Below are 14,652 nucleotides of genomic sequence, written 5' to 3' on the forward strand. Positions count from 1 at the left end.
AGAAAAACGATAGAAAATTGCTATTTATTTGACCTGTTATTCGACTAAATCGAACAGTTAACGCCGATAGAGATCTGCCATCACTTCTTATTGACCCAGTAAACACCCAGAACCGTAATCGCCATTCCGATCAGCGCTACGCCGGTCAGCTGCTCATCAAATAGAATCCAGGCCTGTAGCGCGGTTACCGGCGGCACAAGATAGAAGTAACTGGCAGTTCGGGTGGCCTCTCCCATCTGAATCATCAGCATAAGCAGTAAAATCGCGCCTACCGATAACACCAGCACAGACCAGATCAGAGCACCGGTAAACTCCGGATGCCACTCAACCTGAGTATTCTCTGTCAGCAACGCGATGGGCAGCATCACCAGCAAACCGGACAGGTACTGAATAAAAGTAGCGGCTAACAGAGGCTGCGGCTGACAAAAGTTCTTCTGATAAAGCGTACCCAGCGTGATTCCCGCCAGTGCCAACAAGATCCAGAGCAACTGAGTGCCGGAAATATCGCCATTGTGCAGAAAATCTGACCGGCCTTTGCTCAGCACCAAAGCCACACCCACAATGCCTAAGCCGAGCCCCAACCACTGTTTCACGCTTGGAGCATTGCGGAAAGCCAGCGCCATAATACCTGCGGTCAATAGCGGCTGAAGGCCGACAAGAAGTGCTGCAAGACCTGCCGGCATACCCAACTCAATCGCAGAGAATACACCTCCGAGATAGGCCGTATGTACCAGAGCCCCGGTGATCAGCTGCTGCTCCCAGAGTTCAGGGCGTTTAGGCAGGCTTACTCTGAACAGGCGCATCAGCAGCATAAAGACCAGCAGGTTTCCGGCCATACGCCAACTTAAAAAGGTAAAGGGCTCGCTGTAAGGCAGACCATAACGAGCACCGATAAAACCTGTACTCCAGAGCAAAACAAACACCCAGGGCAGCAAGGTGATCAACAGAGTTTTATGGCGTTCAAACTGAGCAATTAAAGCGGTCATAGTTATTCCTGACAGATAACAAAACCTCTGCAGCCGTAGAATTTTCAATGGCACAGGAAGGTTTTCATTTGATCTGTACTATAAATCGGGATAAAAACTAAAAAAACAGACAGATGCCTTCGACAAAAAAGGGTACAGATGACCAAGTTTCGCTACCTGAGCCTCGCAGACCAGTTTATTCGCCAGCTAAGAGAAGGCCGGTATTCCGCAGATGAAAAGCTGCCCTCTATCCGGCAGATCAGTCAGGATTTGAATGTCAGCAAGGGAACAGCGATCCGCTGTTATGAATATCTGGAAGATCATGGCTGGGTAGAAGCCAGAGAAAAGTCCGGCTTCTTTCCGGGGCGAAAAGCCCTTGAGCAGCTGACAGCCAGTTCAGCGCAACATGCACACCAGCCTTCTGCAGAAGCGTTGGCAGCGATCAGTCCAAAACGACTCGATAACAAGAGTCTGGGGCTGGAGATTGTCCGATCCGCAGGAAGAACCGATCAGATTCCTCTGGGAACCGCCAACCCCTGTGTCAGCTTTCCCGGAGTGAAGCGCCTTTACCAACTACTGAAAAAAGAAGTTGGTAAAGAGGAGCTGGCACTGACGGATGGCTTTATCTCCCATTATCAGACTCCACCGGGGGCTGAGAAACTGCGCAAGCAACTGAGCCAGTTGTTGCTAAAGCGCGATCTTCACTGCACACCAGATCAGATCATAACCACCAACGGTGCACAGGCTGCGGTAAGTCTCGCACTGCAGGCAACGTCACAAGAGGGGGATATTGTGCTGATCGAATCCCCCTGTTTTTACGGCATTCTGCAATGCCTGGAAGCTTTTGACCGTAAGGTGGTTGAGATACCACAGGCCACAAGCGGCGGGCCGAATCTGGATCTGGTGGCGGCAGCACTGGATAAGTGGCCGGTGAAGGCGATTATTGTGCAACCAACCCTGAACAATCCAACGGGGAAAAGCATGTCTCAGGAGAATCGGCAGCGACTGATTGATCTGGCAAACCAGCACGATATCGCCATTATTGAAGATGATATCTTTGCCGATCTGGATTATCGCGGCAGTGCCCCAAGCCCTTTGAAAGCAATTGATACCCAGGACCGGGTACTCTATTGCAGCTCAATCTCTAAAACGGTTACGCCAAAACTCAGGCTTGGCTGGCTGGTTGCTGGCCGTTGGCACGAGCGCTGCCAACACCTGCAGTTTGTCAGCAAGATGGGCTTACCCGCGCACACACAGAATGCGCTGGGTAGCTGGCTGGAAGCCGGGCTCATGCAGCGTCACCTGAGACTGATCCGTAGGCGTTATCAACAACGACAACAACTTTTTCAGCAAGCGATGCAGGCTTATTGGCCGGAAGGCATTGAGTATGAGGTTGCGGAAGGCGGCTTTCTGGCGTGGATAAAGTTCCCCAAGCAATGCGATGCGATGACGCTGTATCAGCAGGCACAGCAGGAAAAAATCAATATTACTCCGGGTCCTCTGTTTGGCAGCGCCAAAGCCAACAGACACTTCATTCGTATCAATTTCGGCCTGTATCAGGATCAACCGGAATACCGACAGGCGATGCAGCGCTTGGGGGAACTGATCCGACAGGCGATGGCCAGCTAAGTTCGCATGGGGATAACAACTGAAAAGGCTGCTCGCGCAGCCTTTCAACTTTAAGATTACTTACCATCCGCCCGAGGCGACACAAGGGCAGGAAGAAAAGTGAAAACGTAAATCCCGAATGCCAGCGCCCAAAAAGTCGCCGCCATATCGTACAGAAAAGCTTTGTGCACAAAGGCCATAACAAACACCCGCACAATGACAGCAATCAGCAGCGCATAAAAAGCGATCACCATGCTCTTAGGAAGCTTTAGAGGTCGCCCGGTATGCCCCAGTGAAACCCGCGCCATCATGCCTAAAGTGAGCAGACCGATCCCGCCAACAGTCAGGGCGTGCACATAGATAAAAGGGGATAAACCGGTTAAAGGCAGGGTGGCACGCAGCAGAAAACCCAGCGCGATCATCAGATAACCGGCATGCAGAATCCAAAGCAGCGGGTTACTCAAAAGCTTACGGTCAAACCAGCCCCCGACTCTCAGCAGTAGAAGCAGCGCCAGCAATCCAGATAGCCCATAAGCCCAGATCGCCAAAGGCTGCCAGAGATCATTCAGAAAGGTGATTACTGCGACAGGCAGGATCAGCTTTTCGACAAAGGGGATCTGCTTGCCACTGTAATCCGGTGTCGCTCTTTCGGTGAAAAAAGGGATCACACGCCCACCGATAATCAGCATCACCAGCACGATAATATTCAGCGCACCATAAATCCCCAGATGCGCCATTCCCGGAGCGATGCCAAGGCGGTCAAAATGCACCAGCAGGTTCATCAGAATCAGCAAACCGCAAAAGACAATAAACACCATATTGCGCAGATTGGCGCTCTTCAGAATCGGTATGGCTATCGCAAGTGTCAACAGAGGGTAAAAAGCCAGATCGATTAGCGCGATAACAACCGGCTCCAGAGGTAGAAAGGGTGCAATTCGTCCGGCAATCCACAGCAACAACAGCGCCATCAAACCGTGACCACTGAGCATCTTCTGACCGGTCCAGTTACCCACCGCCGTCAGCAGAAAGCCGCTGATAATGGCAGTAGCAAAACCAAAGATGAGTTCATGGCTGTGCCACAGCACACCGGGATAGTAGTTAGATACCGAGGCCGACGGAAACGGTACACCTCGCAGCTGAAGAACCCAGCCGATCATCAGCACAATGGCGAACAGCACACCAAACAGAAAGAAGGGACGAAAGCCGATGGAGAAGAACGCCTGATACGAGACCTTAAAATCAGACCGGTAAGAGAGTTGTGATGATGCCATAAAAGCCTCCGATAAATTCGGAGGCCATTCTAGCGAATACCTGAGTAATTTACTTGGCTTAAGTCAATACCGACCACAGTTCAAAAACTGCTAATTAACAGGCCAGAACCGGATCATGAAGACCCCATCAAAGAGAAATGCAGCCCCAGGAGAATCTAGCGAATCTCGAAACCTGTCATCACCAAAGGCTTGGCGTCGACGATATCAAGATGATCCACACGGGAGAGCGGTGATCCCTTCCACAGCCAGTCGATCAGATCCATCACCTGACTTTCCGGCCCCTGGACATGCACCTGAACAGAGCCATCTTCCAGATTCATCACCCAGCCTTCCAGTTGCCGCTTCTGTGCCTGCTGCAGAGTATTTTTCCGGAACCAGACCCCCTGAACACGGCCGGATACGTTAATCGCTTTTACCAGCGCCGGTTCAGATCCCTGAGGTGCAGTTGTTGCGTCATTCAGCATTAAAGTCACCCGTGATAAAACATCAAATACGGTCAGCCCTTATCCGTAGCCCGACTTTTTTTTGGTCAAACCTTATTTTCGGATAAGCCCATTAAGAGCCTATTTCTCAAACAACTGCTGTGCAGGCTTGGACAACTCGGCCTCTTCCCGCTGCAGATAGCATTGCAGAACATTTATAACAGATGATGACAAGGTGACAAATCCCCCCTTCGGCGAGGTTGATGCCGCCCCCTTTTCATCTGCTTTAAGTGCCACCGGAACCGGCCAGGGCAACAACGTCAGCAACTGCCACTGGGTCAACCCGGAAAGATCCCGCCCCAGCTGCCAGTAGCTGGATGGCAGGCCTTTAACGCCCGTCTCGTTTTTAACCCGAATCAGCAGGCCATTATCCTGCAGCACCTGCATCAGCTCACGCTGCTGGCGGGCACTTAACGGAGAAATCACTTCCTGCAGCTCATTTTTGGTTACGGGTTTATTCAACTTCCAGCGCTCGAACAGTAGCTGAAGTACCTGTATTGCCACCATAAAGGGATTCCGGTTAACCCGTTTCCAGTCCGGCTGATAACGCTGAAGCGCCATCACCAGAGTCGCGCCCAACAAGAGGATGTTCCAACTGATATAAATCCAGAGCAGAAACAACGGCACAGCAGCAAATGCTCCGTAAACAACCTGATAGGAAGGTGACTGGCTGACAAACTGAGTGAAAATCCACTTGGCCAGCTCAAAACAGGCGGCGGTAAACAATCCGCCGATCCAGGCGTTCTTTAGCGGCACATGAGTCTTAGGCACAAAATGAAACAGCATCATAAAGGCCAGCGACGAGGTAAACAGTGGCAGAAACTGCAGAAAAACAGCAGTGATACCCAGAGAGTCTGTGGCACTCAGGAAAAGCTTGTGGGACACCACAAAAGAGGTGACCGCCATACCCGAGCCCATCAGCAGAGGCCCCAGCGTCAGAACCGACCAGTAGAGCAGAAAGCTACTGGCACCCTTTCTGTCTTCAGCCACAGACCAGATGTTGTTAAACGCGCGCTCGATCGCCTTCATCATCAGGATCGCGGTCACAATCAGAAAAGCGACACCAACAAAGGTCAGGTTACGGGCCTGCTGAGCAAAGTCCGCCAGATAGTTACTGACCATCTGACTGCTCTCCGGCAGAAGGTTACTGAAGAGCAGTTCCTGAATACCGGAACCGGCTTCATCAGTACTTGGCAGTGCTGACAGAATGCCAAAGGCCACGGTCATCAGAGGCACCAGAGCAAAAAGTGTCGTGTAGGTCAGTGCTGCAGCGGTTTTCTGACACTCCTGCCCGATAAAGCGGCGAATCACAAAACGGATCAGCCCCGGCCAGTCTTTCCTTAGAATCAATGTCATTTAAGCCGCTCCTTTTCGTTAGCTGGACATATCGTTAGAATAGGCGCCATTCTACCCTATTTGATCAGGATCAAGGATATCTCATGCCTGCTGTAACTCTTTATCACAACCCTCGTTGCTCCAAATCCCGCGCTACTCTGGAACTGCTGCAGGAAAATGGCGTTGAGCCAAGTGTTCGTCGCTATCTGGATGAGCCGCTGTCTGATGCAGAAATCCGTACCCTGCTGAAAAAGCTGAATGTGTCTCCGATTGAGATGATGCGTACTAAAGAAACTGAATTCAAAGAGCTGGGCCTGAGCAAAGAAAGCGATGATGAAACACTGATCGCAGCGATGGTGAGCACTCCAAAACTGATCGAGCGCCCTATCGCCGAAATCGAAACTGCTGCCGCTATCGGCCGCCCTCCTGAGAATGTTCTGGAGCTGCTGGCATGAGCCAGCCCTTCGTACTGGTACTCTACTACTCCCGCCACGGTGCAACCCGCACCATGGCGGAAGCGATCGCCCGGGGTATCGAATCGGTTTCCGGTGTAGAAGCCCGTCTGCGCACAGTACCTGAGATCTCTGCTGAGTGTGAAGCGGTGTCTGACACCATTCCCGCAGAAGGTGATCTTTACTGTACTGATGAAGATCTGCGCCAATGCTCCGGTCTGGTTCTGGGTAGCCCGACCCGTTTTGGCACCATGGCGGCTCCTCTGAAATACTATCTGGAAACCACCAGCAATCTCTGGATGAACGGCGCTCTGATCGATAAGCCTGCAGCGGCCTTTACTTCAACAGCAAGCCTTCACGGCGGTCAGGAAGCAACGCTGTTGTCGATGATGGTTCCCTTACTGCATCACGGTATGATTCTGGCGGGTATTCCCTACAGCCAGACAGGTCTTCTGGAGACCAGAACCGGTGGTACGCCATACGGTGCAAGTCATGTTGCCGGCAAGTCCGGTGAAAACCCGGTTGATCCAACCGAGCTGGAACTCTGCGTTGCTCAGGGTAAACGCGTTGCAGAACTGGCACTGCGCCTGAACTGATCCAAATTTTAAAACCGATTCACAGGAGATACTGTGAGAAAGATGATGAACCGCCTTGAAGAAGGCAAAGATATTTCAGGCATGGCCAACAAAGGCCGGCTCTGGGCATTGCTCAGTTACCTGTCGATTATTGGTTTTCTGATCCTGAATAGCTTTCTGATCACCAAAGACGGCGCACCTCTTTATGTGATCGCCCTGTGGGCGCTGCTGCCAACACTGCCTCTGCTGCTGTTTGTGCCAGGTATCTGGTTGCGTAACCCGCGCTCTCACGCCTGGTTATGCTTTGTTAGCCTGCTGTACTTTATGTACGGTGTGGATCAGGCCTTCCTGCCGGGCCATCAGATTGTTGGCCTAGGGCTTTCCATCTCCTCGATCATCCTGTTTATCGCGGCCATGATGTTCTCCCGCTGGGAAAGTCTGCGCCTGAAGGCAGGAAGCTCATCTGAGACTCAGGAATCATCAGAAGACAAGGGTTAAGCAAGAAGTTGTCTTGTAGCCCAAGGGCTTGGCAATCAGACTGAAACAGCCCGATTCCATCAGCCTCATAATCGAAAAAGCCAGACAGAAAAATCTGTCTGGCTTTTTTACGCGCTTCTGAAATTTGATCCAACCAGAATCAAACCCTGACAATCAAAGCTTACGCTTAAGGTCCTTACGGGGCTCAAAGCTCTCATGATTGGCACTGACCACCTGATTACGACCACGATCTTTCGCGCAGTAGAGCGCCTGATCCGTCAGGTCCAGCATATCGTGTTCGGTAACTCCACTTTCCGGAATCAGGCTGCAGACACCAACACTGATGGTAACGACATCTGAAATCGTCGATTTGTGGTGCGGAATTGACAGAGACTCCACAAGCTCACGGCATTGGTTAGCAATTTTCAGAGCGCCAGCTTCCGGAGTATTCGGCAGCAGCAGAATAAACTCTTCCCCACCAAAGCGGGCAAAAAGATCCCCGGGACGGTTAATCACCGAGGCAACTAATTCAGCGATACTACGCAAGCATTCATCACCCTGCAGATGGCCATACTGATCGTTATACTGCTTAAAGAAGTCCAGATCGAACAGCACCAGAGAGATCGGCTGCTTTTCACGCTTGGTCCGCTTCCACTCCTGAATAAAACTTTCATCAAAGAAGCGTCGATTGGAAATCTGTGTCAGGCCATCAGTCTGAGAAAGGTGCGCCAGTTTTTTATTAGCTTCCTGTAATGCATGATTTCGTTCATCAGCCACTGTCTCAATCTCAAAACTCCGCTTGGAGAGCATGCGCAAATAAGCAGCAACGAGACCTGTGATCATAAGACCCGCCATCATAACGACATAAGCAAGCTCACTCTTACGCTCGTTCATATAGCCTTCTGAAGGAGCAACCACCAGCTGCCAGTTACGCCCGCCTACATCATTGATCATGTAACGCTGCTGCATATCCATCACAGGTGGCGTTACCGGCTGACGAACAAAAAGCAGAGCCTGATCACTGCCCTTTTCCTGCAGCGTCGCCATATCCAAGAGGGCGATATGCAGGCCGGAACTACGCCCGCCCATCAAAGCTTCCTGCACTAAGCGATTCAGGGTGAACTGGCCTGCCACAACACCTTTAAGCTCTCCCGACTGGCCACTGGCAAGAGACTCATAAACAGGTAATACCGCAAGCACCCGCTTACCGGTCAGGCCCTCAGCTTTTAGCTCCATGGGCTCTGTAGCGGCTAACTCTGAACTGTCTGATGCTTTATTAATCGCGGAAAGAAGCGCTGGGTTAGAGGACAAATCAAAACCGGTTCGTACCTTGGTCATCCCTTTATCAGCCTGATAGACCACAGGGAAATAGCGTCCACGTACAGCAGCAGGCATCCAACGACCTTTGTCAGAAACCTCCTGAATGGCAAATCTCGGATCTTCAGCTTTTTGTGACAGCTCAAAAGTCGCTCTGTCGCGCTCATTAACCAATGGAGCCCATTGCAGGTAATGCAGCTCAGGATGTCGGGATAGAGTGCCATCCGCTACACGGCGGAACTCTTCCGAAGAAACCGAAGAGGAACCGGTGAAGAGCCCCTGCATCACGTAGAGGGCTTCAAAGTTAACAAACAGCTCCCGGGAAACCTGATAAGAGAGCTCTTTCATCTCACCTTTCAGCTGAACCCGGATCGCATCATGCCGCAACACACCAATATTCCAGGCGATCAATGCAGAAATGATAAAACCCGCGATCAGGGTGATATAACTCAGCCTGTTTGAATATGCCTTCATTCGCTTCTTATCCTTATAGCAAAACCAACTGCAGACGAATTTTCGCCCTCTGTTTTGAGTATATGCCTTTTCTATCGGCTGCACCCCACGGAAATAGAGGGCTACAGCCTTTTTTTAACAAAAAAACCTGCAATCTTTTTTTAAAGCAACATCCAGTTAATTCGACTTCTAATTAAAAAAACTACAGAAACATCAACCGCAAAACCTTTGGTAACAAAGACGTGTATTCCGGTAACACCAAAGTCTAGGAATCACGTGGCACACAAGATGCTGACACTCATAACCTGTTGTTTTAGAATGACAAACTGATTGTTGGCATACAATATGTCTCCATCTGTTAGTTGTGGGTATTCGACGTATCAGCAAACAACACCCTGGTTTGAGATACGTTTCAGGTGACGGACCCGCCTGAAGAATTGCATTTACTAAGCACCACGACTTCGAGAGCTATTCAGGACATAACCCCATAGCTCTATTAAGGCCAAAAGCCTAAAAATAAGAACGGAGTACGCCATGAACGTATTTAGCCATCCTGATTTTGACGGACACGAACGTGTCCTGTTTGGTCACGATCCCAAATCCGGCCTTAAAGCCATCATCGCCATTCACAACACCAATCTTGGCCCTGCACTGGGCGGCTGCCGTATGTGGCCCTACGCCAGTGAAGGTGAAGCCCTGAAAGATGTTCTTCGTTTGTCCCGCGGCATGACCTACAAGTCTGCTCTGGCAAACCTTCCTCTCGGTGGTGGCAAAGCAGTCATCCTAGGCGATCCCCGCCAGCAAAAAACGCCTGAATTGCTCAGAGCCATGGGCCGTTTTATTGAATCTGCCAATGGTCATTACATTACGGCTGAAGATTCCGGCACCAGTGTTCCTGATCTGAAAATCATGACGGAAGAAACCTCCTACGTAGCAGGTGTTATGGAGAAACCTTGTGCAGATGGCCATCTGCGCAGCGGCGACCCATCACCTTCTACCGCTTACGGTGTTTATCGCGGACTGATGTCTGCGGTGGAATTCCGCATGGGACGTACGGATCTTTCCGGACTGAAAGTTGCCATTCAGGGCGTGGGCAATGTGGGATTCCGACTGGCGAAACATCTGCACGAAGCAGGTGCGGAACTATGGGTCACAGACATCTACGATGACATGGTACAACGCTGCGTTAACGAACTGGGTGCGAAAGCAGTCTCATCTGATGAGATCTACAGCCTGGACGTTGACGTATTTGCACCTTGTGCAATGGGTGGCATTTTAAACGATGAGACGGTAAGCCAACTAAAAGCCAAGGTTGTCGCAGGCGCTGCGAACAACCAGCTTGAGTCACCAGTTCATGGCAACCTGCTTCGGGACCGAGGCATCCTCTACGCTCCGGATTATGCAATCAATTCCGGCGGCATCATCGATGTGTGTTACGAGCGCATGGGGAATTTCGACCCTAAAGCGGTTAACGATCACATTGAATCTATTCACAGCACCCTGATGGAGATCTTCACCCGGGCTGAAAGCGAAAAACAACCTACCCATGTTATTGCGGATCAGGTTGCCCGAGAACGCTTCAGCAAGCCGGCAGAGAACCTTCAGAGCGCATAAATCAATTTCCCTGAATCAGTTATTGCCGACTATCCTTTTTGAGTCGGTGTACTGAGCTTTTGCTTAAAGAAAACCGAGGAGAAACTCGTGTCTAAAACAACTACAACAAACGCCACAGGGCACCAGGGCCTGCACTGGTCATCCCGTTGGGCATTTATCATGGCAGCTACCGGTTCTGCGGTAGGCCTGGGCAACATCTGGAAATTCCCTTACATCACCGGTGAGAATGGCGGCGGCGCTTTCGTACTGGTTTATCTGGCCTGTATCGCAGTGGTTGGCCTGCCAATCCTGATGGCAGAAGTTCTGCTGGGCCGTAAAGGTGGTAAGAGTCCTATCGCCAGTATGCGCGATCTGATTCGTGAACATAATGCGAAAGCTGGCTGGGTTTCCATCGGTACTCTGGGTACTATCGCAGCCTTCCTGATTTTGTCCTTCTACAGCGTAATCGGCGGCTGGGCGATCAACTACGTGGGTTACACCTTCAGCGGTGACTTCATCGGTCAGGACGGTGATGCTGTTGGCGGTATCTTCGGCGCTATGCTGGGCGACCCTGCCACCCTGCTGTTCTGGCACAGTATCTTCATGGCCTTGGTTCTTTTCATCGTTGCACGCGGTGTTAAAGGCGGCTTGGAAAAAGCTGTTACTTACCTGATGCCTGCTCTGTTTGTACTGATGCTGGTAATGGTGGGCTATGCAATGACCACTGACGGCTTTGCACAGGGCGTAAACTTCCTGTTCAACCCGGACTTCTCAAAGCTGACCTCTGAAGGCGTTCTGAAAGCTCTGGGTCACGCGTTCTTCACCCTGAGTCTGGGTACCGGTGTAATGATGGCCTACGGCTCGTACCTGGATAGCGACGTTTCTATTGCCAAAACCTCGATCACTGTTGGAGTGATGGATACCGTTGTAGCTCTGGTTGCCGGTATGGCGATCTTCCCTATCGTTTTCTCTAACGGTATGGAGCCAAGCGCAGGTCCGGGTCTGATCTTTGTATCCCTGCCAATGGCATTCGGTAGCATGTCTATGGGTACTCTGATCGGTACTCTGTTCTTCGTACTGCTGGTATTCGCAGCTCTGACTTCTGCAATCTCTCTGCTGGAACCTTCTGTAGAGTGGCTGGAAGAGCGTAGCGGCTTCAACCGTGTAACCGCAACTCTGGTTGCTGGTGGCGCAGTATGGTTCCTGGGCATTGCAACTGTTCTGTCTCTGAACGTCTGGTCTGGCGTACACCCTCTGGGCATGTTTGCTGCCTTCGAAGGTAAGACTATCTTTGATCTGCTGGACTACATCACTGCTAACATCATGCTGCCTCTAGCAGGTCTGCTGGCTGCGCTGTATGTTGGCTGGGTAATGAAGAAAGAAGATGTTGCTGCTGAACTGAACATGTCTCAGGGTGCCCTGAACCTGTTCTGGAACGTAACCCGTTACGTGACCCCTCTGGCAGTAATCATTGTTATGTATAAGTCTATCGCGGGTTAATTCTTAGCCTCTGATTGAGCAACATCTGCTCAATCAACAGACTGATGAGCCCCGGCTTTCGTAAGAAAGCCGGGGCTTTTTTAGTGCTGACAACTCACCCTTCTGTTTACCGCTCCCGCACTCATCACAATCCTTTGCACCTGGAACTTTCTCATACCCCTAATCCGGAAGATTCCCGAAGCCTTTATGACAGGCATTAAAAAAGGCAGAACTCCCAGAGTCCTGCCTCTCTTTAACGACTTAACTCAAGCTGCCAGTTAGGTGTCCAGCTTGGGATTCAGCAACGTCAGAACTTCATCACCCTGCAAACGACGATCACGATACTCAGTACCAACGCGCTCCAGCAACACTTCTGGATCAACCTCAGGATTGCCAAAATAGATTCCCATACGCGCTTTGACCTTTAGCTCAGGCCATTCAGGGTAGGACAGACGAGCGATTGCCCGCATCAGGTGAGAAACCAATTCCTGCACAGAACCTTTAGTCGCAAGAGGAAGCAACAGGCACAGCTTCTTACCGGAGAAGCGTGCAGCGTATTCCGGCATCTCAACAACACGCTTCACAATCTGCCCGATATGCAGCAGAACACGCTCACCGGCTGGCTGACCGTACTTCTCATTGATATCCGCCATATTCTCAAGATCAAGCAGCATAAGACCGAACGGTTTTTTTGTCTCAAGGGCTTTGGACATCACGCCGTGCATATAAGGCAGGAAATACACCCGCTGCAGCAAGCCGGTTGCTGGATCTAACATAGAATCCATCTGAGCTTCAGCCAGCATCTCATGCATCTGATCTGTTTCAGCCATACGTTCTGTAACATCATGACCGGAAACCAGAATCATATCTTTCTGGTCAATCTCAACGCATTGCAGCTGCAGGGAATAATCACGCATCCCAGCCAGCTTAGACACCAGAACGGTATTCATCGTCATGCTTTTGTGATCAGACGAAGAAAGGTTATCGAGAATAGCGGTAAGTTCAGGAACTGAAAATTCCGGAAAAAGATCATGGGGAGAGAGTTCACAGATTTCGCCATCAGCATAGCCGAGAGCCGTTTCTGCTGCAGAGTTGCTGTACACGAAGTTGAGGCTTTTAGGATCAAGTAGTAACAACAACTCCCGGGACTGAGCAATTGCAGCCCCGATAAGTTGATCTGAAACAACCATCATCGCACTCTCCTTAACCTTTTATTCTTATCAGGAAGCTAAAGAAAATACCTGTAACCACTTCCTAATAAAAGCATCAAAAGGTAACGCTTTGTCTTTATCTGTCCTCAGATAAACAGTGGGATGGCTGCTCCGGAAGCAGAAAATTCACCGCGTTACCAACGTAGCGTCTCTTTAACAAAAGGGATGGTCAACTTCCTCTGAGCCATCAGGGACGCATGATCCAACACCGACAACATATCGAACAGTTCGCGAAGGGTTCGCGGGCTTCGATGCAAGATATATCTCGCCACTTCATCTGTTAATTCTAGCCCACGCTCGCGTGCCCTGAGCTTAAAGGCAGCAATTTTTTGCTCATCATCAAGCTTATGCAATGCAGAGGTAACCCCCCAAGCCAGACGAGAGGAGAGATCCGGTAATTTAACCCCCAACTTGGCTGGAGCCGCATCAGCAGAAATCACCAGAATTTTTCCCGCATCCCTTAAGCGATTAAAGCAATGGAATAGCGCGGTTTCCCACTTGGCTCGCCCCGCAACCAGATTCAGGTCATCGATACAAACCAGATCCAGAGACTCGAGACCTTCAAGCAGATCCGGAGACAAGAGCGCCAGCTCATCAAGGGGAAGATAAACAGAACGGAGACCAGCAGCATCGGCCTGATGACACAACGCCTGCAGCAAGTGGCTTTTACCGGAATCCTGAGGGCCATACACATACTGAAATGACTCGCCCTGCCCTTCAATAAGTGCACGCAGAGCATCCAGAAGATAACCATTATCTCCCGGAAAGAAATTAGCAAAGGTCGCATCATCTCTCAGACCTATGCTCAACGATAGCTGTGAAGCTTGAAAATCAGCCATATTTCAATGACTTACCTTAGAAAATCCATCATGAGGAATAAATTAGCTGCTTTGAACAACAAAAGAAAGTCTCTTGTTCATTTATACAGCAATTTACCGCCCATTGTCCTGCATGAATTAGACCAAATTCAGCCACACATATAACAATCAGCAAAACAGCTAACGCTTAGAGCCACTCAGAACCTGAATCAGAACCAGCCGGCAGCGACTGCAAGGCGGTATGCCAAGCCAGCACTAGCCGCAACCCAAAGTAATTTAACCCAGAGAGGAAAACGAAGAGAGGTTTCTTCACGCATAACGGCAACTCCTTTTGTTCACGCGTTTGTCGTAGATCAATTTTAGCCAAGACGAACAGGAAAAATAACTAGGATGAACCCCAGCTATTAGCGGTAATTCTCCTTACCGATACCATCCTTGTCGGCCATCTGAGCAAAAGCATCAGCAGAAAACAAATTTTGAGGCAAAAAAAAACCTGCTCATTGAGCAGGTTTTTAGAATAGTGGCGGAGGGACAGGGATTTGAACCCTGGAAGGGCTATTAACCCTTGCCGGTTTTCAAGACCGGTGCTTTCAGCCGCTCAGCCATCCCTCCAGCA

The 14,652-nt window shown here is 50.4% G+C and carries 13 protein-coding genes and 1 tRNA gene; 6 read left to right on the forward strand and 8 right to left on the reverse strand.

The window, feature by feature from the left end; translation table 11 throughout:
* Positions 1-80: 80 nt before the first annotated feature.
* Positions 81-986: a DMT family transporter gene (locus tag BV405_RS16680; protein WP_086482022.1), complete on the reverse strand. Its 906-nt coding sequence runs from the start codon at positions 984-986 to the stop codon at positions 81-83.
* A gap of 138 nt (positions 987-1,124) precedes the next feature.
* On the opposite strand from BV405_RS16680, the gene BV405_RS16685 reads away from it, so the two are divergent.
* Complete coding sequence (locus BV405_RS16685; protein ID WP_086482023.1) at positions 1,125-2,594, forward strand: aminotransferase-like domain-containing protein; 1,470 nt, start codon at positions 1,125-1,127, stop codon at positions 2,592-2,594.
* A gap of 56 nt (positions 2,595-2,650) precedes the next feature.
* Here BV405_RS16685 and BV405_RS16690 read toward each other — a convergent pair whose 3' ends face one another.
* The 3 genes from BV405_RS16690 to BV405_RS16700 all read right to left on the reverse strand — a co-directional run bounded on the left by BV405_RS16690 (position 2,651) and on the right by BV405_RS16700 (position 5,682).
* Positions 2,651-3,844: an NnrS family protein gene (locus tag BV405_RS16690; protein WP_086482024.1), complete on the reverse strand. Its 1,194-nt coding sequence runs from the start codon at positions 3,842-3,844 to the stop codon at positions 2,651-2,653.
* A 155-nt stretch (positions 3,845-3,999) separates the two neighbouring features.
* Complete coding sequence (locus BV405_RS16695; protein ID WP_086482025.1) at positions 4,000-4,308, reverse strand: acylphosphatase; 309 nt, start codon at positions 4,306-4,308, stop codon at positions 4,000-4,002.
* Between the two features lie 99 nt (positions 4,309-4,407).
* On the reverse strand, positions 4,408-5,682 hold the full coding sequence (locus tag BV405_RS16700; RefSeq protein ID WP_086482026.1) for a YihY family inner membrane protein: 1,275 nt from the start codon (positions 5,680-5,682) through the stop codon (positions 4,408-4,410).
* An 83-nt stretch (positions 5,683-5,765) separates the two neighbouring features.
* Here BV405_RS16700 and arsC point away from each other — a divergent pair, with 83 nt between their 5' ends.
* Genes arsC through BV405_RS16715 form a run of 3 tightly spaced genes read left to right on the forward strand, consistent with a single transcriptional unit; the run spans position 5,766 to position 7,186 of the window.
* Entirely contained in the window at positions 5,766-6,116 is a 351-nt protein-coding gene (arsC, locus tag BV405_RS16705; RefSeq protein ID WP_086482027.1) for an arsenate reductase (glutaredoxin), read from the forward strand.
* Entirely contained in the window at positions 6,113-6,709 is a 597-nt protein-coding gene (gene wrbA / locus BV405_RS16710; protein WP_086482028.1) for an NAD(P)H:quinone oxidoreductase, read from the forward strand. Before arsC ends, wrbA begins: the two co-directional genes overlap by 4 nt.
* 42 nt (positions 6,710-6,751) lie before the next feature.
* A complete protein-coding gene (locus BV405_RS16715; RefSeq protein ID WP_086482029.1) occupies positions 6,752-7,186 on the forward strand; it encodes a DUF2069 domain-containing protein in 435 nt (144 codons plus the stop codon).
* Positions 7,187-7,339: 153 nt separating this feature from the next.
* Here BV405_RS16715 and BV405_RS16720 read toward each other — a convergent pair whose 3' ends face one another.
* Entirely contained in the window at positions 7,340-8,956 is a 1,617-nt protein-coding gene (locus tag BV405_RS16720; protein ID WP_086482030.1) for a sensor domain-containing diguanylate cyclase, read from the reverse strand.
* A 513-nt stretch (positions 8,957-9,469) separates the two neighbouring features.
* Between BV405_RS16720 and BV405_RS16725 the strand changes: the two genes are divergently transcribed.
* Together BV405_RS16725 and BV405_RS16730 are read left to right on the forward strand one after the other, a co-directional pair.
* A complete protein-coding gene (locus BV405_RS16725; protein WP_086482031.1) occupies positions 9,470-10,549 on the forward strand; it encodes a Glu/Leu/Phe/Val dehydrogenase dimerization domain-containing protein in 1,080 nt (359 codons plus the stop codon).
* An 87-nt stretch (positions 10,550-10,636) separates the two neighbouring features.
* Positions 10,637-12,028 (forward strand): sodium-dependent transporter, encoded by a 1,392-nt coding sequence (locus tag BV405_RS16730; RefSeq protein ID WP_086482032.1) that lies wholly within the window; start codon positions 10,637-10,639, stop codon positions 12,026-12,028.
* Between the two features lie 257 nt (positions 12,029-12,285).
* Here BV405_RS16730 and BV405_RS16735 read toward each other — a convergent pair whose 3' ends face one another.
* The 3 genes from BV405_RS16735 to BV405_RS16745 form a co-directional block, all read right to left on the reverse strand.
* Positions 12,286-13,200 (reverse strand): GGDEF domain-containing protein, encoded by a 915-nt coding sequence (locus BV405_RS16735; protein ID WP_086482033.1) that lies wholly within the window; start codon positions 13,198-13,200, stop codon positions 12,286-12,288.
* A gap of 152 nt (positions 13,201-13,352) precedes the next feature.
* Complete coding sequence (gene hda / locus BV405_RS16740) at positions 13,353-14,057, reverse strand: DnaA regulatory inactivator Hda (RefSeq protein ID WP_086482034.1); 705 nt, start codon at positions 14,055-14,057, stop codon at positions 13,353-13,355.
* 500 nt (positions 14,058-14,557) lie between these two features.
* Positions 14,558-14,648: transfer RNA gene (locus BV405_RS16745), tRNA-Ser, on the reverse strand.
* Positions 14,649-14,652: the final 4 nt, after the last annotated feature.

The sequence above is a fragment of the Oceanospirillum sanctuarii genome (genome assembly GCF_002150805.1).
Classification (GTDB): Bacteria; Pseudomonadota; Gammaproteobacteria; order Pseudomonadales; family Halomonadaceae; genus Oceanospirillum; species Oceanospirillum sanctuarii.